A 19,804-nucleotide genomic window follows, 5' to 3' on the forward strand; every position below is an offset into this window, starting at 1 on the left:
GAAGCATTGCAATCTCGACATGAGAATCTGCAATGCTTTTGGTTGCAGACTAAAGCCGTTCCCGGGCTTAACGCCTGAGAACGGCTTTGCTGTATTTCGTCTGCGGCCGCTTAGACGCCAAAGTGAAACGGGAAGGCGTACCCGTTAAGGGGACGTTCTTTCCGCTGCGGCGTCAGCAAGACTCGGACAGTTCGGAGCGTTTGGCACCTGCGGGATTCTCACGAAGCTGCTGCCCTTTGTGAAAGAACGGAAATGCGGCGAACGCGAGCAGCGTCAAAATGCCGAAGATGACCGGTCCCTGACCGAAGCCCAGTCCTTGCAGCAGGAGCCCGCCGATCCAGGCGCACAGGCTTTGCCCCAGGAATGCGAAACCGCTGGCTCCGTAGTAGGCGCCCCGGAGACGCTCGGGAGCGATTTCGCCAATGAGCACATCCCCGACGACGAAGCACAGAATTTCGCCCATGGTGAACACAATCATCGAGAGAAAGAGCAAAGCCGTATTCTCAAAGAGGCCGAAACCGAAAAGTCCCGCCCCGAACAGGATGCAGCCCGTTTTCAGCGCCGTCAGGGACGTGTAGCGCTTCATAAACCGGGTCAACGGATACTGCAAGACTAGCACGCATAACGTGTTGACGACAAACAGGCTGGAGTAGATCGTTACCCGGTCATGGCCGATGTACTGCGACAAGGTTGTGTCTAGGTGCGAGTAAGCCCCGGCGACGAAAAAATTGCCGAGCAGCAGATAGAGAAACACCTTATCGGTAAAAACAATCTTCATCATTTGCTTTACGGTCGCGCCGGGCTCATCCCTGCTCTGGAGCAGATGCCTGAACGAGAACATAAACACGACCAGCAGCGCGGCATAGACGGCGTAGATAGCGGCGCTGACCAGAAAAGGCAGCAGGGACGACGTGCCTCCGACACCCAGCTTCAGGCCGATCAATGGCCCGACGGCACCGCCGATATTGATGGCGAAATAGCGTGCGTTAAACACTTCCGTGCGGCTTTCTGCCGGTGTCACATCGGCCAGCAGGGCACGCGCAGCAGGTTCGAACACGTTCCGGAACAGCCCGTTCAAAGCGCTGAGGACAAAAAACAGCCAGGTCGCATCGGCGAAGGCGAAGCCGATAAACACCAGACTCCAGGCCGCCATCGACGCAATCATTACGGGATAACGGCCCAGGCGGTCGGACAGCGCGCCTCCGGCAAAACTGCCCAGCGTGCCCACGAACAAGCTTACCGCGAGAATAGCTCCGATCGTCGCGGGATCAATGCCTTTGACCTTGCCCAGATAAATGCCGAGAAACGGAATCGTCATAAAAAAACCTGTCCGGGACAGGAAAGTCCCGATAATGACTCCCCAGGCGACGGGGTGAAAGGAGGGAATACGGAATCGTTTTGTCGTTTTCGCTTTCATGAGTATCACCCTTCTTTTTTGTCGTTATGTTCAGTATAGCTACACAAAAGGGGATGAAAAGTGTATGATTTGATGGAATCAGTTCACCTTTTATAACGGATTTATTGAAACGGAGGAACGAAAACATGCAGACCGTGCTGCCTTTTTTGGAACTCCGGCTGTTTTTCAGAGACCGGGAGCCGCAGAAGCCTTTTTCCGTTACGGTCGACGAGCTGGCCGGTATCTGGCACTGCACGCCCCGCTACGTGAAGCTGATCGTCCGCACACTGTGTGAGCAGGGATGGATCGATTGGCAGCCCGGCAGGGGCCGCGGCAACAAATCGAAACTGACCCTCGTGCTGGATTCCGACGAGCTTCTGCTGGAGGAAGTCCGCCGGCGCACGGAGCAGGGGGAGGTTCATGAAGCGATGGAGCTGATGAACCGGTTCGGCGGTCCCGCCGTCAAGGACCGGTTTATGGACTGGATTTCCGAAGGCATCGGTTTCTCGACAGCAGGAGTGCCGGATTCCCCGCAGGAGACGCTTTGTATGCCCGTTTTCCGCTCGATTACGACGCTGGACCCCGGACTTGTCTACTATGCTTTCGACTGTCATATGGCCCGGCAGTTGTTCAACACCCTCGTCGAATATGACGAAGAGCTGCAGACGGTTATTCCCTGCATAGCGCATTCCTGGGAAAGCAGTGCGGACGCCAGAGAGTGGACCTTTTATTTGAGAAAAAACATTCTGTTCCATCACGGCCGGGAACTTACGGCGGAAGATGTGATGTTTACGCTAAATCGTCTCAGGCACGATCAAGGCCGTTATGACAGCGGGTGGATGTTCCGGGACATTGAGCGGATGGACGCTCCCGACCGGAAAACGGTCGTCATCCGGCTAAGGGAACCGAATTACTTGTTCCTGAGATTTTTGTGTACGATCGCGGCCGCAATCGTACCGGAGGATGTTGTGCGCCGGGACGAGGCCGCATTTGGGGAGATGCCCGTAGGCACAGGGCCTTTTCGGGTCGTATGCCGCAATGAGGGTAGATGCGTGCTGGAAGCTTTCCCCGCTCACTTCCGGGGTCGGGCCCATCTGGACCGCGTGGAAGTGCTCATTTTTCCGCGAGAGGAATCCGGGCGGTTGAAAGAGCCCGACTGGACGTCCATCATGACGTCACACGGAGAGACATCCGGCGCGAGGCGGGAGGCTTTGGTCAGCGGAGGAAGGGGATGGCGGAACATGGAAACGATGTTCAGCTGCAGCAGCATGCTCGTCTTCAACCAACGGAAAAACGGCCCCCACAATCATCCTTTGTTCCGGGAAGCGTTTCATCATATTCTCGACCGTGAAGCGCTGATCGCCGATCTGAAAGGCGAAAGATTATGTCCCGCCGGAGGTTTCCATCCGCAGGAAGATATGGGGAAGAGGGAGGGAGCGTTTTATCCCGTCAAGAGCCGATCTGAAATTATGGCGCTGCTGGAGAAAAGCGGATATGCCGGAGAGGTACTGGAACTCGTCACGTATTCCCATCACGAAGAAGACGCCTGCTGGATTCAGGCACGCGCCCGTACGTTCGGCGTTTGCATTGAAATCCGGGTCCGGAACGCGGAGGAATGGTCGGACCGTGCTTCGCTGCAGCGCTACGACTGCCAGCTTTACGGAATTGTTCTGGGAGGCGACGAGGTGCGCGAGCTGGAAGTCTATCTTCAGAACAATTTTTTTGCCGCCTTGTGGGACAGCGCTACGGAAGAGGTCATCCGCCGGGAGACGGCCGCGATTTTGCGCGAGCCGGGCGAGGCGGCGCGGAGGGAGAGATTTGCGGATCTCGAACGGTGGGTCCGGCAGACCCACGCGATTTTGTTCCTCGTTCACAAAACGACGAACACCGCCTTCCACCAATCCGTCCGCGGAGTGAGAATCAACTCATACGGGTGGGTCGATTTTTATCATATCTGGTTCAATAAAGGAGCCGCGGCTTTGTCTTGAACGATATATCCAGTATAGAGATTCAATATGAAAATGGAGATTAAATATGAAAAAATTTCGGGGAAAGAAAAGATACTTCCGTAATTTATGGAAGAAGGTTAACACTTATTATTTAGAACCGGATAACGAGTCCTGGTTTGATTTTTCGCATACCCACCTTGATTTCTATGGAATTGGAGAACAAAATTTAAAGCTCAGAAGAGAGCATATTAGAGCTCATATAGCCTTGTACAACAGTATATTGAAAAAGCTGGAACGATTTAAAAAACCTTCTCAAAGCTGGATCTGCATTCATGAACAAGACGCGGGTTTGGATGCCGTTTATATTCATACACCCAATCCGAACGGTGACAATTTCCCCCATAAGCTTAAATCAATAGATTGGCATTATAAGTTACCGAATACGTTTAAGGATTTAATTGATCTTGAAAAATTCAATGTCGGCTATTATAAGTCCGATGATGGGAATATTTATTTTATTCAATCAAAGGAGCAAGACATGAAATTATAAAAGAAGAACCTTTCTCAGGTTCTTCTTTCAGACTGTAGACAAACTATTTTTGGAGAGTTCAGATGCTAAAAAATAGTTTGTCTCTTGCTTTATAGCAAATTTATCCAACAACATTTATACGTAGTGCTTTCTATGCTACAGTTTACTATAAGTGAGGAAGTAAGGTGTCATATGAAATTATCCGTTTATGTTGCAAGTGCATTTAGCAAGGATCATAAAGGCGGAAATAAAGCAGGAGTGGTATTTATTGAGAATACATTGACCACTACTCAAAAAATGGCAATAGCCAAACAACTGGGCTATGCGGAAACCGCATTTATATCAGAATCTGAAATTGCTGATTATAAATTTGAGTATTTTACACCAAAAGAAGAAGTTGATTTATGTGGTCATGCCACAATTGGCTCTTTCGCGATACTGATGCATTTAAATAAACTTTTCAGGAATCGCTATACGATTGAAACGAACAGCGGTGTTCTTACTATTACCATAAAAGATGACATCATATTCATGGAACAAAACAAACCGATATTCTATGATGTTGTATCTCCAAACGAGTTCATCGACTGTTTTGACATTAAAGCTATAGACAATAAATACCCAATTCAAATTGTCTCCACAGGCTTAAAAGATATTTTAATTCCTATAAAAAGCGAAACACGATTACATGCACTGCAACCTAATTTTGAAAAAATTAAAGAAATCAGCAAGTATTATAATGTTGTCGGGATGCATCTATATACTTTTAATGACAATCGAATTATATGCAGAAATTTTGCTCCACTATACGACATCAATGAAGAAGCAGCGACTGGAACTTCAAACGGTGCATTAGCTTGCTACCTTTATGAACAGCACTACTTGCAAAAAGAAGTCTATGTATTTGAACAAGGTTATTCTTTACACTCGCCTTCCGAAATATTAGTTAAATTAACAACCAATAGCAAGAATAAAATAGAAAAAGTTTATGTTGGCGGCAAAGGCTATTACTGTGAAACTAAGTGTTTAAATGTAGAAAATATTGAGTGAAAATAAAAAAAACCGAATAAAAAAGGTTGAGAAGGATAGAGAAAAACGATTAAAAAAGCCCTTAAAAAGAAAAATAGGAAGTGATTTAAAAGTAAAAAAGAAGAATGAAAGTACGACAGATAATGAAAGTGGTTGGTTTCATAAGGGAGAACATAAACCAGTATTTGCCTATGCCACACAAGTGGCATGTGATAAAAATGGATGGGTATTAGGCTATACAACACATCCTGGAAATCAACATGACAGTAGAACTTTTATTTTTCTTTATGATAAATTTTTAGATAAACTAATAATGGATGCTGGATATAAAGCGCCTGGAATAGCACATAAATTATTTGAAGATGATTTAATTCCTGTTTTCCCCTACAAACGACCAGGATTTTTCAAAAAATATGATTATGTTTATGATGAATATTTTGATCGTTACATTTGTCCTAATATGAAAACTTTAAATTATACAACAACTAATAGAGAAGGTTATAAAGAATATAAAAGTAATCCCAATGATTCTTTGTTTTGTCCATTCATTACATCATGTACAGAACCAAAGAATAAAACTAAGTTAATTATGAGACATTTATGGGAAGATGAAATGGAACGATGTGAGGATATCCGTCATTCCCTTGGAATGAAACAACTTTATGGAATTAGAAAGCAAACAATAGAACGATTATTTGAAACAGCTAAAGAATTTCATGGTCTTCGCTATACGAATATGATTGGTAAAGAAAAAATGCACATGAAAATTGGGCTTACTTTTGCTTGTCTAAATATAAAAAAATTAGCAAAAATCCTGAAATTAAGAGACCAAAAGGACTCTATTTTTTTGCCTATTTGTGTGTTTTAATTCAAAAATAGAGAAATAGATAAAAAAAACAAACACATTATTTAATTGAACAATGTGTTTGTCTTCAATCTGAAAGAAGAACCTTTCTCAGGTTCTTCTTTTTTTGTGGCGGAAGCGGCTGATCCAACAATTGCAACTGTCTTTTTAGCTTCACTCCAGCGCTTCCAGCGTTTCCAGTCCACTCTTCAGCGCCTCGGGATCCTCGTTTTCCACGCCGAACAAGGCTTCCTGCAGGGCAAACGTTCCCTTGTAAAAGATTATCCGGCTCAGCATTTCGCGGGCTTCCGGATTTTTATCGAGAACAAGCCGGAAGAAAGATTCCCCGTAGGAGGCAAGTAAAGCCGCATAATCGACTGCCGGATCTCCCATGCCGGCCGAGCCGAAATCGACAATTCCGCTTACCCGTTTGGATGCGGGCTCGTACAAAATATTCGAAGTCCCGAAATCCCCGTGAATGAGCGAAGGGGCGATTTCGAAGTTCGCTCTGCAGCCGAGAAACGCGGAGAAATGCCGGTCTGTCCAAGTACGCGCGCCTTGTTTCATGAAGGGATAAAGCCGGCTTTGCATGCGTTCATACATATCCGACCATTCGCGGTAGCCGTCATACCCGGGTTCATACTGCGCACACGCCAGACCCTGCGGGTCCAGTCCGTGCAATTCGTGCAAGAAATCACCGAGTTGTCCGGCTATATGACGCAGAAATGCTTCATTCGGAACGTGTTCATCCTGAGATTCATTTGACGCCTCGGCCTGCAAAAGATCGGCTTCAAGCGGTTCTCCCGCAATTTTGTTGTACCCGATGAAGGGATGTTCTTTAAGTGAGGGGCATGCATGGATGAAAACCGGTCGTGGAATTTCCAACGACACATGATCCGCCGCGTAAAGCAGGAAAGCGACTTCTCTCTCCATGTCACGGATGGCCGATTCGTATTTGGGGAACCGGAAAATCAGCCGGCCGTTTATGAGCCAAACGTCGTTGTTTTGCCCGGCTCCGATTTTTTCCGCCGTGTCCAGCGGCAACTCGGGATAATGCTGCCGGACGGCTTCCAGATAAGGCTGTGCTTCATTCATGGCGGACAGCTCCTTTTTACTAGATTTTACTAGTACGAGCGTCTGAAAGTCTTCGTTTCATTTGTTGTACGTTCTTTTGCCTGAAAAGCACATGGAAAACCAGGCGCTGTGCGGCCCTGCTTTGCTGGACAGAATACAGGGAGGAATTGGTATAATAGCAGCATATACATGCTTGCCGACACCCGATGACCCAACCGGCAGGGCAGCGTTCACAAGGTTTTGGAACCCGGCGAGGGCGATCTGCCCGTTTATGGGTAAGGTTACTATTTGAGGAGGAAAGTTGAGGAGGAAAAATGATGGCCAAAGAAATTTCCCGCATCAAAATCGCTGCACCCGTAGGTAACGTGTGGGACGCGCTTACCCGCCCCGAGCTCGTGAAGCAGTGGCAGTATGGAAGCGAGCTTGTGACGGACTGGCGGCCGGGCAGCGAGATTCGTTTTTGTAACGAGTGGGAGGGGCAAGTTTTCGAGCAGTGGGGAACCGTAAAGGAAATCGTGCCTGACCGGCTGATCCGGTATACGCTTTTCGCGCCTCGCCCCGGATTGGAAGACAAGCCGGAAAATTACTTCGTCATGAGCTATCTTTTGGAGGATGACGGGGACTGGACTATGTTGACGATCGAGAAGACGGATAACCGTCCGGACGCCGGTAGCGGGGTAACGGAAGACGAGGAGGTTTCACCGGTGCTCTCTGCACTCAAAAATCTCGTCGAAGGGAACTGATTCTTCAGGGTTCGTAATCGAATCGTGACTACCTGCGGAATTAGGCAGGCCAATTCTTTTAATAGATCAAGGAGAGGAGCGGAACGATGAAGAAAATTATGAACAAGCCGGAAAACCTGGTGAAAGAGATGTGTGGCGGTTTTGTGCTCGCTCATCCGAATCTGGAGTTGGACCGTAAATATACGATCATCCGCAAAAAAACGATCCGTCCCGATAAAGTGACGTTGATCAGCGGCGGGGGAAGCGGGCACGAACCCGCACATGCGGGATTCGTGGGCAAAGGGATGCTGGATGCCGCGGTCTGCGGCGATGTTTTCGCTTCACCGTCCCAGATTCAGGTGTATCAGGCGATCCGTTCAACCGCCAGCCGGAAGGGAACGCTTCTCCTTATCAAAAATTACAGCGGCGACATCATGAACTTCAAGAACGCGGCGCATCTTGCGGGCGAAGACGGCATACAAGTCGATTTTGTGAAAGTGGACGACGATATTGCCGTAGAAGACAGCTTGTACACCGTCGGGAGAAGAGGGGTTGCCGGAACGGTTCTCGTACATAAAATAGCGGGCGCGGCCGCGGAAGCGGGGATGTCCCTGGAGCAAGTAAAGCAGGCGGCGCAGAAGGCCGTGGACCGTACGAAAAGCATCGGATTCGCTTTGTCGTCCTGCACGGTACCGGCCAAAGGCAGCCCGACATTCTCCATGGAAGAGAATGAAATGGAGTACGGGGTGGGCATCCACGGCGAACCCGGTATCCGGCGTGAAAGTGTGCTTACGGCCGATGACCTGGCCCGCAGAATGGTAGCCGAGCTGCTGCAGAGCCTGCCTGAAGACGAAGATAATCCGCCGGAAGTGGCGGTGCTGGTCAACGGGTTCGGAGGCACTCCGCTGCAGGAGCTTTATCTGCTTAACCATTCCGTACAAAGGGAGCTCGCCTCACGGAATGTTGCCGTATATAAAGTGCTTGTCGGCAATTACATGACCAGCATCGATATGGAAGGCGCCTCGCTCACCCTGATGAAGCTGGACGACGAGCTGAAAAATCTGCTCCGCGCGGAATGCGATACACCGGCTCTCACTGTCCGTGAATATACGGCGCCTACGAGCTTCGCGGAAGTCTTTCCTGCCGAGGAGGCGCACGGGGACAAGCCGGTTTCCTTCAGCGTTGTGACTCCGGAAGAGAGCGCCGTTATTCATAACGGCCGGCTGTCTCTGGACAATATGATCTATCTGATCGATACGATGAGTGAAATCATTATCGAAAACGAGGTGCCGTTCTGCGAGCTGGACGCGCATGCGGGAGACGGCGATTTCGGCATGAGCGTTGCCAAAGGCTTCAGGCAATTGAAAACGGAATGGAACGAACTGACCGCCGGGGCTTCGGACATCGGATCGTTTCTGGATGCCTGCTCCCTGATTATAATGGAGCACTGCGGCGGCGCTTCCGGCCCGATCTGGGGATCGGCTTTCCGGGCGGCGGGCAGAAGCATCCGAGGCAAAGCCGATCTTGATGCGGCGGATATCGCTGAAATGCTGAAAGCCGCGGTCAAAGGAATTCAGGATACGGGAGAAAGATCGTTCGGCAGGGGAGCGGCAGTCGGTGACAAGACGCTGATCGATGCGCTTGTTCCTTACGCCGACTCCTGGAAGGCGAGCGCCGCCGCAGGCGCGGACTTGAAGTCCGCCGGAGCCGCCGCCGCAGAAGCTGCGGTAGAGGGAGCGAAGAAGACGGAAGCGATTGTCGCCCGGATGGGCAGAGCGGGAACCGTCGGCGAGCGGAGTATCGGCTATCCCGATGCGGGAGCGCATGCGCTGGGGGTTATTTTCACCGGCCTCGCCCAAGCGCTTAAATAATCGAAGGAAGGATATCGTCCTTACGAAACATTAACGAACCGGCCCTTTTCAAGGGGACCGGTTCGTTTTTACTTATGCGGCGCAGCAAATTGCCTTGCGCCTCCATAACCTTATTTTCCGTATAACGGAGCGATTCAGTCTATGCGGTTCGTCCAGATTCCGCCGCTATAGCCGTAGCCGATATCCAGTTCTTTCAGCTGCGCCATCGTGTAGTCACTGGTTTTACCGGAGGCCGGGGTTCGGCAATCCAGGGTCCAGTCGTGAAAAACGGCAAATTGACCGTCTTTAGTCGGTTTGATATCCAGCTCCATACTGTCCGCACCCGCTTGAAAAGCCGCTTCCATAGAGGGAATCGTATTTTCCAGATAAGGATGCTCGGGCGGATAAATCCGTTCGGCCGTCCCAGCCCAACTTCCCCAAAACGAATTTCACCGTTTGCAAGCATATCTACCGAAGGAACGCATACGATTAGGCGAAGAAACGGGAAAAAGGAGGATGGCCTATGCCGGCTGACGAGATGCAGGTGACTTCGCTTGTATCGGGTTTTTTACCGCAAGGGGCGGAACTGATGACGATAGAGAAACCCTCTCCGCACACTGCGATTCACTCGGCCGACTTAACAGGAGACGGTATACCGGAAATTGCGGCGGTTTACCGGTTAAACGGTGAAATGTACCTGCTTGTATTAACGTACCGGGACAGCGTTTGGCAGAAAGCGGCGGCCGTAAAAGGAACCGGCTACGCCGTAACGCTGCTGTCGTCCGCCCCCGTGCTGCGGGCCGGTCTCGACAATCTGCTCGTAGGCTGGCAGATCGGTTCCATTTGGTCGAAGCTGTCGGTTTACGAATGGACGCCGGAAGGGCTTAAAGATGCCGCTCCCGCGGACATGAGCTACAGTTATATCGAAGTGGGGGATATGCCGGGTCTTGCCGGACGTGACGGAAAAGCCGAAGTGGCGCTTTGGATTCATGATACGGGAGAAGCCTACCGCGTCCAGGTGCTGAGGTGGAGCAACGGGGCGTTTGTGCCGGCGCCGGATGTCTATCCCTATTATTTTCCGCGTGTGGTCCGGTACTACGAGGAGATGACCCGGCGGCATCCGGATTATACGTTTTACTGGTATTATCTGGCCGACGCCCAGTACCGGGCCGGGCTGCCGGAGGCGGCGCTGGTATCGGTCCGGAAAGCGCTGTCTTTTCCGAATCCTTTTCCTTCGCGTGAAAAACTGCTGGAGCTAAGGCTGGACATTTTGGCGGCGCTCGGCAGATCACGCCAAGCACGGATGCCGGCCCTGTTTCCCGCTTCATTGAAAACAACGTCCGGACTGAAATGGGGCTACATTGATCCGGAAGGAAGGCTGGCGATCCGGCCGATGTACGAGGACGCCGCAGATTTCCAGCAGAACGGACTCGCCGTCGTCGGACGAAACGGGAAATACGGCCTGATCGACCGGTCGGCGCGCTTTGTCGTGCCGCCTGTTTACGATTCGATCAATCCGTTTTCCGGGCGGCTGGTCGTCGTCATCGACAGCGAAGGCTTCAAGCTGATCGACGAGAAGGGTAAAGTTCTGACCGGGCGTGCCTACCCGTTCATCGCCAATATGGAGGACGGGAGAGCCGTTTTCTATGTCACCGGCGGGGGAAGCGTCGATACCGGAACGAGCAGATACGGCTATCTCGATGCGCAGGGCAGAGAGGTGATTCCGGCGCAGTACGAGGAAGCGAACGATTTTAGCGACGACCGTGCCGTCGTTAAAATCCGGGACAGCGATTATGCGCTTATCTCGCCGGACGGTCGCAAGCTGGCGTCCTACCCTTACGCCTACGTCGGAACGCACGGAGACGGCCTTCTTGCGTTTCAGCAGACCTCCGGCGGCAAGTATGGCTACATCGATGAGCGGGGGAAAGTCGTTATTGCGCCGTCCTTTACGGTGGGGCTGCCGTTCCATGACGGCCGTGCCGTTGTCAGCACGTCGGAAGACTACAAGTGGACATACGGCGTCATCGACAAAGCGGGCCGATATGTGATCAAGCCGGCTTACAACGACATCCGGGATTTGGGAGAGAAGCGGTTTGCACTCGGCAGGGCGTTAGATCCCGAACAGCCTTTCCTCGGTTCGGTCTACGCGATCGCGGACTGGAACGGAGCGCTGCTGTCGGATTTTCTGTACGACGAGGTTTCCGACTTCAAGGACGGTTTAGCTTCGGTGGCGGGAGCTGAACAAACCTATTTCATCAACCGCAGCGGCAAACCGGCGCCGGGCTATCCGAGAGTGGAAGGAAGCGGCTCACTCACGCTCGAGCGGGGAGGACTGATCAAAGCATACACCGATCGCAGGCTGGCTTATCTGAACCGGGCCGGCAAGGTGATCTGGCATCAGAACACGGTCATTTCCCTGACACCGCCTTACAGCGTAAGAGAAGAGAAATATAAGCCGAACCGGGACTATCTCGTCTATTATCCGCAGGTCGAAGGAATGAAGGACGAGACGGTGCAGCGGAGTGTCAACACCAAGCTCAAGGAATGGAGCCAGGTGAAGCCCGTTCCCGGAGACCGGAAGCTTGATTATTCGTACTCCGGCGATTTCGAGGTCGCTTTTTACAAGGAAAAACTGCTTGAGCTGGAACTGACCGGGTACAAATACCCGTTTGGCGCCGCCCACGGCATGCCTTCCAAAACGTATGCGATCCTTAACCTGGAGAATGGCCGCATGTATGCGCTCAAAGATTTGTTTAAACCGGGAAGCGACTATGTCCGCATACTCAGAGGTATCGTGGGCAGGCAGATTAAAGAAGACCCGCAATATGCGTACGTGTTTACGGACAGCTATACGGGCATTAAGCCGGATCAGCCGTTTTATGTGACCGAGAATGCGCTTCATCTCTATTTTTTTCCGTACGATATCGGCCCGTATGCCGCAGGTTTTCCGACTTTTACCATCCCTTTTGCCCAGATTGGCGCCATCGTCGACCGGGAGGGAGAATTTTGGAAAGCGTTCCATGCTTGAAGGGGGACGTTTTTCTTTTTTTGTTATCATTGATAATCATTATCATTTAAATTAAAATAGAGAGAAGCAGGGGAATCACGACGTCGATTATTATAAATCCCAGATGAGGGGGAATGCAGATGAAGCCGAGCAAATCAGCGGCACGCATCGAAGGTCGCGGAGAGCGCGCGGCGGCCACGAGACCATACCTGACTGACATCCGGGTGTATATGGATTCGCATTATCACGAGCAGCTGACCGTCCGGCAGCTTGCCGAACGCGTTCATGTCAGTCCGAAATATTTTGTCGATCTGTTCAAAAAAACGTTCGGCCAGAGTGCCATGGACTATTTGACCGATTTGAGGATCAACCGGGCCAAGCGTTATTTGTCCGAGCCCGAACCGCTTCTGTTGAGGGAAATCGCCCAGCGTGTGGGATACAAGGACGAATACTACTTCAGCCGGAAATTTAAAAAGGAAGTGGGCATGTCTCCTACGGAGTTCGCGCGGAGTTCGAAACACCGGATCGCGGCTTGGTCCCCCGACATGACCGGGTATCTGATCGCCCTCGGCCTGACGCCGCTGGCGGCTCCGCTTGATCCCAAGTGGACGGCTCATTATTACTACTCGTACCGGAAAAAAATCAGATACGCGCTGAAGCTGACGGACCCTTATATTACGGGAACTTTCGAGGAAAATGCGGATCTGATGGCACGCCTGAGGCCGGATGCCGTCGTGGCCGGGGACGGATTAAGCGACGAGCAGCAGGATACGATCCGTAAAATCGCGCCCGCTCTTTTTGTCCCGACTTCACGTGAGCTTGGCTGGCGGGAGTATTTGCGCCTTGTCGCGGTTTTTCTGAAACGTACCGACGAGGCGGAGCAGTGGATCCGGGGCTACGACAAGCTTGCGGATGAGGCCCGTATTCAGTCGGAGGGGGCGCTTGGAGATGACCGGATCCTGATCGTGCGGCTTTACGGCAAAGGGCTGTATTCCTACACGAACCGGGGAATGGAGGATGTGCTTTTCAAAGATTTGAACCTGCGGCAGGTCTCGCCCGGTAAGCAGTCCTCCCCGATCCGGCCGGAAGATATCAAAGCGCTTGATCCAAGCCGGATTCTTGTCCTGGTCTGCCCGGAATCGGAGTCGAGGGCTTACTGGCTTGCCCTTCAGCATTCACCCGAGTGGAAAACGATCGGAGCGGTCCGTTCGGGAAGCATTTATCCCATATCGGCCGATCCTTGGCTGGAATACTCCCCGGTCGCCGTCGCACGTATGCTGGATGAAGCGATGCTGCTGTTTACGGGAAAATGTCCAAACGCCTTTCTGGATCATGTGCATGGCGGAAGCCCTCCCGCTGACTTATAATTCCTGTGAATGAGAATCATTATCATAGGGGGCAGAGCTTAGTTATGCGCAATTCATTCTTGAATAAAATCGTTACGGTGAAGGTGCTCGCCGTTATATGCACCGCTCTGATGCTGACCGCTTGCGGAGCTAATCCGAATGCGGGATCCGCTGACGGCAAAGCGGGAGACACAAGCGCTTCGGCGGCACCGACCGGTGCGGCCGGCGGACAGGAACGGACGTTTACGGACGAGTTTGGCCATACCGTCAAAGTGCCCGCTTCTCCAAAAAGGGTCTTTGCGCCCTACTTGGAAGATTCGCTCACAAAGCTTGGAGTGACCCCGATCGCCCAATGGTCTGCGGGAGGACAAGGCAACAGTTATTTGAAGGAGAAGCTGAGTCAAGTGCCCAAGCTTGACTTTTCGAGCGGGGCCCCTTCTCCGGAAGTCGTGACCGAACTTCAGCCCGATCTGATTATTCTGCAAACGGAATCGTACGCATCCAACGGAGTTTACGAGAAATACTCCAAGATCGCTCCGACGTATGTATTCAAAAACGCTTCAAGCGATCCGGCTTCTTCACTAAGCAAGCTCGGCGAGCTGCTGGGCAAGACCGAAGAAGCGAAGCAAGCTTTGCAGGCCCACGATAAGAAAGTGCAGGAAGCGAAAGCGAAGCTGCAGCAGGCTGCGCCGGGTAAAAAGGCCGCTGTCATCCGTTTCGCGAGCAGAGGCGTCAGCCTGATGGGCGGCAAATATCTGGCCGGCGCCGTCGTCCACGATAAGCTCGGATTCGGAATGTCCAAGCTGGTCGACGGCAAAAACTCCGCGGCCATCTCGCTTGAAGTGCTGCCGGATCTGGATGTGGATTACATATTTATGATGAACCAATACGGCCAGGGGACGGAGCGGATGAAAGAAATCACCGAAAGTCCGTTTTGGAAAAAGATACCTGCTGTCCAGGCCGGACACGCCTATGAGGTGAACAGCGAATACTGGCTGGGAAGCGGAATGATTGCCGACGAAATGATGATCGACGATGTGGTCAAGCTGATTGCAAAATGATTGAGAGAACCGTGTTCGGGAATAGCCCGGACCCGGTTTTTTTCTGTAAATTTATTTGCTAAAAATGGATTTTGACCAAATAAATTCCGGATTTCTTCCATGTGCCGGGGAGAGAGGAGCCTATATAATTTTAAATGAAAATGATTATCAATATCACTTAATGATTGATTACATTTCTTTATTAGGAGGCCGCAAAGAATGGTTTCACGTGTTGAAACACCCCGCAGAACATTTCAGGGAGAGACGGCGTATGGCGGCGTGGAGATTCCGAACACCGAACAGCGGGTGATGCGTTCGTCCAGAACGAATCTTTCTTACCGGATTATGACGGCACTTCCGCCGGGACCGCCTCCTGCGACGGGCTACCCCGTCTTTTATGTCCTGGACGGCAATTCGGTATTTGCCACCGTAGCGGAGGCTTTGCGGGTTCAATGCCGACGTCCCGAAGTGACGGGCGTCAAAGCGGCGCTTGTCGTAGGCATCGGGTATCCGACGGACGAACCGTTTCATCCGCAGCGATACTTCGATTACACGCCGGAAAAGACAGCCAAGTATACGCGCAAGCCGGACGGAACTGTGCTTCCGGAGCAGGGAGGCGCGGCTGCCTTTCTCGATTTCATTCAGGAAGAGCTGAAACCGGTCATCGCTAGGGAGTACCCCGTCGACATTACGAATCAGACGATCATGGGTCATTCCCTTGGAGGATTGTTCGTCCTGCATACGCTTTTTACAAGACCGGAATATTTCCGTACCTATATCGCCGGCAGCCCGTCTATCCATTGGAACCGCGAATGGCTTGACGTGCGGGAGAAGCTGTTTACGGCTGCGCTTGACGCGGGTTCGCTGCAGAGGAGTTCGGGTATCCGGGCACTGATTGCGATGGGCGAACTGGAAAATGCGCATCCCTCGGGCAATTACGGGATGGCGAAAGAGATGGCCGCCAGGCTCTCTAACATGGAGAGCCGCGGTTTAAGCGTGCAGTGGCATTCGTTCGAAGACGAAGGGCATGTCTCCGTCCTGCCGGGACTGGTCAGCCGAGGACTGCGTTTCGCTTCCCGTCCGTGACGAAAGCGGGCTGAGCAGCAGGAAATACAGCCAATGGAAGGGAGCGAATTGAAGGATGAAAGAAAGCCCGTTTGCAGGTGCGCCGTACACGGGAATCTCCGGCAAAGTTGCCGTCGTGACCGGAGCCGCTCAAGGCATCGGTGAAGCGGCGGCAGCCGTTCTTGCGGGCCTGGGCGCCGTAATTGCCGCCGTAGATCTCCAAGGGGAGAAGGTGGAGCGGTCAGCCGAAGCTTTGGCCAGCTCGGGCGCTTCCGCCGCAGCCTATGCAGCCGACGTGTCGGACAGCAGGAGCGTGGAAGAAGTCATTGCCCGTATCGAGCGTGAGCAGGGCCCGGTCGATATACTCGTGCATGCGGCGGGAGTGCTGCAGCACGGAACCGGAGCAACGCTCGGCGACGAGGAGTGGGAGCGGACATTCGCCGTGAACACGAGCGGCGCCTTCTATGTGTGCCGCTCCGTCATCAGCCGCATGTCCAAGCGCCGCAGGGGGTCGATCGTGCTGATCGGCTCTAACGCGGGGACCGTGCCGCGTTACGGCATGAGCGCCTACGCCGCTTCCAAAGCCGCCGCGGCCATGATGCTGAAATGCCTGGGTCTTGAACATGCCGCGGAGGGAATCCGCTGTAATATCGTTTCCCCGGGATCGACGGACACACCGATGCAGCGGGGCATGTGGGAAGACGAAAGCGGGGAATTCAAGACGATTTCGGGGTCGCCGGAACTGTACAAGCTGGGCATTCCGCTCGGGAAGCTGGCGACTCCGGAGGATATCGCCTGGGCCGCGGCTTTTCTCTCGTCGGATCAGGCGGGTCATATAACGCTTCACGATATTCGAATCGACGGCGGAGCCACGCTAGGCCGCTGACAGATAAAAAGGAGTGGATAAACATGATGCTGGGACAAAAAGAAAAATTGTTATCCCCGGCCGACTTGCTCGATAAATACAGCGAAGGCTCGGCGTTTTATTTCGGCTCGCCCCGCCGGACGCTGCTTGCGGAAGGGGAGCTTGTCCGACTTTCCGTTGACGGGAAAGGGGAAGACCTGGAGCGGCTGCCCCGCCGGGTCGCGGACCTGCTGACGGGTGTCCGTGCGGGTAATGCCGCCGAACCCGTTATCGTCGGCGCGATTCCGTTCACCGTGAACAGCAGTGTCAGACCCGAGCTGTTCGTTCCGCTGCAAACCCTGTGGGCGGGTCCCCTGCCGGAATCGGAGGAGGCCCTTGCCGAGATTGCGGGCGATACGGACCGTCCTGTTTTTGCCGGGGAATCCGCTGGCGGAACCTTCAACATCGTCTCGTTTCCAACGGAATCCGATTACGAGGCGGCGGTGCGAAAAGGACTGGAGCAGCTCCGGTCCGGCAAACTGCGCAAGGTCGTCTTGTCGCGTTCGCTGCGGCTGGAAAATTGCCCGCCCGTGCAAACGGAACGTCTCCTGCGCCGCCTCGCGGCAGGCAACACAGGCGGCTACACGTTTGCCGTTCCTTTGCGGGGGCTGCAATCTGCAGCGGCCGGCAGCGGCCACAACGCCGGACAGGGCCAAGGCGCGGCGCCGGCTTCTGCCGCTCGCACGCTGATCGGCGCCAGTCCGGAGCTGCTTGTGGCGCGCTCGGGCCAGCTGGTCACGGCCAACCCCTTGGCAGGCTCGGCCGCCCGCAGCAGCGATCCCGCCGAGGACAAGCGGCGTGCAGACGCGCTCCTGCTGTCGGCCAAAGACCGCCACGAGCATGCGGTTGTGGTCGAAGCGGTAGCCTCCGCACTCCGGCCTTACTGCCGGAAGCTCGACGTACCGGCCGAGCCTTCGGTCATCGGGACCAAAACGATGTGGCATCTGTCCACGAAGGTGACCGGAGAGCTGCTGGAACCGGCGGCTAGTTCCCTTGAACTGGCGGTCGCCATGCACCCGACGCCAGCGGTATGCGGCACCCCGACAGGTCCCGCGAGAACCGCCATCCGCGAGCTCGAATCGTTCGACCGGAGGTATTTTACCGGCATGGTCGGCTGGTGCGATGCGGCGGGCGACGGCGAGTGGGCGGTGACGATCCGCTGTGCGGAGATCGGGGAAGATGCCGTGACTTTATACGCGGGCGCCGGGATTGTCGAAGGTTCTGACCCCGCTGCCGAGCTGGCCGAAACCTCCTCGAAGCTCAAAACGCTGCTTCTCGCGATGGGAATGGACCCGGAGACGGGAAGCGGCGGGGGAGGGAAAGGCGTATGAGCGAAGATTATCCGTACTGGCCGGACGAGTTCGTCCGGAAGTACCGCGAAGCGGGCTGCTGGCGCGGTGAAACGTTCGGCGGGATGCTCCGCGAACGCGCCGCCGCTCATGGGGACCGGACCGCCATTGTCGGCGGTGAAGCGCGTGTCAGCTACGCCGAGCTGGATTTGAACGCCGACCGGCTGGCTGCCGGTTTGAAAAGACTCGGAATCCGGAAAGGCGACCGGGTCGTCGTGCAGCTTCCGAACGTGCCGGTTTTCTTTGATGTGATTTTTGCGCTGTTCCGGCTTGGCGCTCTTCCCGTCTTTGCACTGCCGCTCCATCGCCGGAGCGAGATTGTTCATATCGCTTCCTATTCGGAAGCGGCGGCCTATATCACCATCGACAAGTACGCCGGCTTCGACTACCGCACGCTGGCTTCGGAAGTGAAAGCCGAAGTTCCGGGCCTCCGTCACGTACTCGTCGCCGGAAATCCGGGTGATCATCAGAGCCTGGAAGAAACGTACGTACACGAAATTCCGGCTATTCCGGGTAAATTACATCCCTTACAGGTGGATAGATCCGAGGGACAAGCATCCGATGGTCCGGAAGATCAGCCGGATACGCGGGATGCCGGGCCCGCTCCCGGAGACACCGCTTTTCTGCAATTGTCCGGCGGAAGCACGGGGCTTCCCAAGCTCATCCCGCGTACGCATGACGATTACATATACAGCCTTCGGCGCAGCGTGGAAGTATGCGGGCTGGACGGCGGCAGCGTATATCTGGCCGCTTTGCCGGTCGCGCATAATTTTCCGCTGAGCTCGCCCGGGGCGCTCGGAACCTTGTACGCCGGAGGCACGGTCGTGCTTGCGCGTTCGGGCAGTCCGGACGAGGTGTTTCCGCTGATCAGGAAGGAAAAGTGCACCATTGCGGCCGTCGTTCCGCCACTGGCGCTTGTCTGGCTGGAAGCCGCCCGGACGAGAGGCGAAAACCTTCATCCGCTCCAGGTTCTTCAAGTAGGCGGAGCCAAATTCAGCGAGGAGGCGGCCAAGCGCGTCAAGCCCGAGCTGGGCTGTACGCTCCAGCAGGTTTTCGGCATGGCCGAAGGTCTTGTGAATTACACCCGGCTGGATGATGCGGAAAGCGTCATTACGGGCACACAAGGACGGCCCATGTCACCGCTTGACGAGGTGCTTATTCTCGATGACGAGGATCGTCCGGCGGCTCCGGGAACGATCGGTCATCTGCTTACCCGGGGACCTTATACCATTCGCGGCTATTACAAAGCCCCCGAGCACAATGCGCGCAGCTTTACGCCGGACGGCTTTTACCGGACGGGAGACCTGGCACGTTTGACCCCTGAGGGTAATCTCGTGGTGGAAGGCAGAGCCAAGGATCAGATTAACCGGGGGGGCGACAAAGTAGGCACGGAGGAAGTGGAAAACCATCTGCTTGCCCATCCCGCCGTCCGGGACGCCGCGATCGTGGCGATGCCCGACGAATTTCTGGGCGAGCGTTCCTGCGCTTTTATTTTGTCGAGGGATCCTCATACGGGGGGCGACGAACTGCGTTCCTTCCTCCGCCTCCGCGGCCTGGCCGCTTATAAAATCCCGGACCGGTTCGAATTCATCGACTCGTTTCCCCAGACGGGAGTCGGCAAGGTGAGCAAGAAGGATCTTCGCCAGCGTATTGGGGCTTTGCTGCTGGAAGAAGCCGGAGTTAAAAGCTAGATTCGCACA

General features: G+C 53.7%; 14 protein-coding genes and 2 pseudogenes. 13 read left to right on the top strand and 3 right to left on the bottom strand.

Annotation, left to right across the window (positions count from 1 at the left end):
* Window positions 1-172: 172 nt before the first annotated feature.
* A complete protein-coding gene (locus ABH899_RS14405) occupies window positions 173-1,417 on the bottom strand; it encodes an MDR family MFS transporter (RefSeq protein WP_369997292.1) in 1,245 nt (414 codons plus the stop codon).
* A 125-nt stretch (window positions 1,418-1,542) separates the two neighbouring features.
* On the opposite strand from ABH899_RS14405, the gene ABH899_RS14410 reads away from it, so the two are divergent.
* From ABH899_RS14410 to ABH899_RS14425, 4 genes and pseudogenes are all read left to right on the top strand, one after another.
* On the top strand, window positions 1,543-3,384 hold the full coding sequence (locus tag ABH899_RS14410) for an SgrR family transcriptional regulator (protein ID WP_369997295.1): 1,842 nt from the start codon (window positions 1,543-1,545) through the stop codon (window positions 3,382-3,384).
* A 46-nt stretch (window positions 3,385-3,430) separates the two neighbouring features.
* Window positions 3,431-3,895, top strand: a complete 465-nt coding sequence (locus tag ABH899_RS14415) for a hypothetical protein (RefSeq protein ID WP_369997298.1) — start codon at window positions 3,431-3,433, stop codon at window positions 3,893-3,895.
* Between the two features lie 171 nt (window positions 3,896-4,066).
* Window positions 4,067-4,924 carry a PhzF family phenazine biosynthesis protein gene (locus tag ABH899_RS14420; RefSeq protein ID WP_369997301.1) on the top strand — a complete coding sequence of 286 codons (858 nt, stop codon included), beginning with the start codon at window positions 4,067-4,069 and terminating at the stop codon, window positions 4,922-4,924.
* Between the two features lie 19 nt (window positions 4,925-4,943).
* Window positions 4,944-5,771, top strand: a pseudogene (locus ABH899_RS14425) (transposase); the annotation flags it as partial.
* A gap of 150 nt (window positions 5,772-5,921) precedes the next feature.
* On the opposite strand, the gene ABH899_RS14430 reads toward ABH899_RS14425, so the two are convergent.
* Window positions 5,922-6,842, bottom strand: coding sequence for a phosphotransferase family protein (locus ABH899_RS14430; RefSeq protein ID WP_369997304.1), 921 nt, complete (start codon window positions 6,840-6,842; stop codon window positions 5,922-5,924).
* A gap of 293 nt (window positions 6,843-7,135) precedes the next feature.
* On the opposite strand from ABH899_RS14430, the gene ABH899_RS14435 reads away from it, so the two are divergent.
* Window positions 7,136-7,564 (top strand): SRPBCC family protein, encoded by a 429-nt coding sequence (locus tag ABH899_RS14435; protein ID WP_369997306.1) that lies wholly within the window; start codon window positions 7,136-7,138, stop codon window positions 7,562-7,564.
* 86 nt (window positions 7,565-7,650) lie between these two features.
* Window positions 7,651-9,414: a dihydroxyacetone kinase subunit DhaK gene (gene dhaK, locus ABH899_RS14440; RefSeq protein ID WP_369997309.1), complete on the top strand. Its 1,764-nt coding sequence runs from the start codon at window positions 7,651-7,653 to the stop codon at window positions 9,412-9,414.
* A gap of 164 nt (window positions 9,415-9,578) precedes the next feature.
* Here the strand turns inward: dhaK and ABH899_RS14445 are convergent.
* Window positions 9,579-9,815 (bottom strand): annotated as a pseudogene (locus tag ABH899_RS14445) (glycerophosphodiester phosphodiesterase family protein); the annotation flags it as partial.
* Window positions 9,816-9,916: 101 nt separating this feature from the next.
* Here ABH899_RS14445 and ABH899_RS14450 point away from each other — a divergent pair.
* The 7 genes from ABH899_RS14450 (at window position 9,917) to ABH899_RS14480 (ending at window position 19,795) form a co-directional block, all read left to right on the top strand.
* Window positions 9,917-12,421, top strand: coding sequence for a WG repeat-containing protein (locus tag ABH899_RS14450; protein ID WP_369997311.1), 2,505 nt, complete (start codon window positions 9,917-9,919; stop codon window positions 12,419-12,421).
* A gap of 119 nt (window positions 12,422-12,540) precedes the next feature.
* Window positions 12,541-13,767, top strand: a complete 1,227-nt coding sequence (locus ABH899_RS14455) for an AraC family transcriptional regulator (protein WP_009676645.1) — start codon at window positions 12,541-12,543, stop codon at window positions 13,765-13,767.
* 44 nt (window positions 13,768-13,811) lie between these two features.
* Complete coding sequence (locus ABH899_RS14460) at window positions 13,812-14,807, top strand: ABC transporter substrate-binding protein (RefSeq protein WP_369997314.1); 996 nt, start codon at window positions 13,812-13,814, stop codon at window positions 14,805-14,807.
* Window positions 14,808-15,005: 198 nt separating this feature from the next.
* Window positions 15,006-15,872, top strand: coding sequence for an alpha/beta hydrolase (locus tag ABH899_RS14465; protein ID WP_009676604.1), 867 nt, complete (start codon window positions 15,006-15,008; stop codon window positions 15,870-15,872).
* Between the two features lie 55 nt (window positions 15,873-15,927).
* On the top strand, window positions 15,928-16,737 hold the full coding sequence (locus ABH899_RS14470) for a 2,3-dihydro-2,3-dihydroxybenzoate dehydrogenase (RefSeq protein WP_369997317.1): 810 nt from the start codon (window positions 15,928-15,930) through the stop codon (window positions 16,735-16,737).
* Between the two features lie 23 nt (window positions 16,738-16,760).
* On the top strand, window positions 16,761-18,086 hold the full coding sequence (gene dhbC / locus ABH899_RS14475; protein ID WP_369997320.1) for an isochorismate synthase DhbC: 1,326 nt from the start codon (window positions 16,761-16,763) through the stop codon (window positions 18,084-18,086).
* Window positions 18,083-19,795, top strand: coding sequence for a (2,3-dihydroxybenzoyl)adenylate synthase (locus tag ABH899_RS14480; RefSeq protein WP_369997323.1), 1,713 nt, complete (start codon window positions 18,083-18,085; stop codon window positions 19,793-19,795). Before dhbC ends, ABH899_RS14480 begins: the two co-directional genes overlap by 4 nt.
* The last annotated feature ends 9 nt before the right edge of the window (window positions 19,796-19,804 follow it).

It is taken from the genome of Paenibacillus sp. RC84 (assembly GCF_041260495.1).
In the GTDB taxonomy this organism is placed as follows: domain Bacteria; phylum Bacillota; class Bacilli; order Paenibacillales; family NBRC-103111; genus Paenibacillus_F.

What these genes read in the sequence shown, in the direction of transcription:
- ABH899_RS14415 (WP_369997298.1), top strand. Translation starts at nt 3,431, where the DNA reads ATGAAAAAATTTCGGGGAAAGAAAAGATACTTCCGTAATTTATGGAAG.
- ABH899_RS14450 (WP_369997311.1), top strand. Translation starts at nt 9,917, where the DNA reads ATGCCGGCTGACGAGATGCAGGTGACTTCGCTTGTATCGGGTTTTTTA.
- ABH899_RS14420 (WP_369997301.1), top strand. Translation starts at nt 4,067, where the DNA reads ATGAAATTATCCGTTTATGTTGCAAGTGCATTTAGCAAGGATCATAAA.
- ABH899_RS14455 (WP_009676645.1), top strand. Translation starts at nt 12,541, where the DNA reads ATGAAGCCGAGCAAATCAGCGGCACGCATCGAAGGTCGCGGAGAGCGC.
- ABH899_RS14460 (WP_369997314.1), top strand. Translation starts at nt 13,812, where the DNA reads ATGCGCAATTCATTCTTGAATAAAATCGTTACGGTGAAGGTGCTCGCC.
- ABH899_RS14410 (WP_369997295.1), top strand. Translation starts at nt 1,543, where the DNA reads ATGCAGACCGTGCTGCCTTTTTTGGAACTCCGGCTGTTTTTCAGAGAC.
- ABH899_RS14465 (WP_009676604.1), top strand. Translation starts at nt 15,006, where the DNA reads ATGGTTTCACGTGTTGAAACACCCCGCAGAACATTTCAGGGAGAGACG.
- ABH899_RS14430 (WP_369997304.1), bottom strand. Translation starts at nt 6,842, where the DNA reads ATGAATGAAGCACAGCCTTATCTGGAAGCCGTCCGGCAGCATTATCCC.
- dhbC (WP_369997320.1), top strand. Translation starts at nt 16,761, where the DNA reads ATGATGCTGGGACAAAAAGAAAAATTGTTATCCCCGGCCGACTTGCTC.
- ABH899_RS14435 (WP_369997306.1), top strand. Translation starts at nt 7,136, where the DNA reads ATGATGGCCAAAGAAATTTCCCGCATCAAAATCGCTGCACCCGTAGGT.
- ABH899_RS14480 (WP_369997323.1), top strand. Translation starts at nt 18,083, where the DNA reads ATGAGCGAAGATTATCCGTACTGGCCGGACGAGTTCGTCCGGAAGTAC.
- ABH899_RS14470 (WP_369997317.1), top strand. Translation starts at nt 15,928, where the DNA reads ATGAAAGAAAGCCCGTTTGCAGGTGCGCCGTACACGGGAATCTCCGGC.
- ABH899_RS14405 (WP_369997292.1), bottom strand. Translation starts at nt 1,417, where the DNA reads ATGAAAGCGAAAACGACAAAACGATTCCGTATTCCCTCCTTTCACCCC.
- dhaK (WP_369997309.1), top strand. Translation starts at nt 7,651, where the DNA reads ATGAAGAAAATTATGAACAAGCCGGAAAACCTGGTGAAAGAGATGTGT.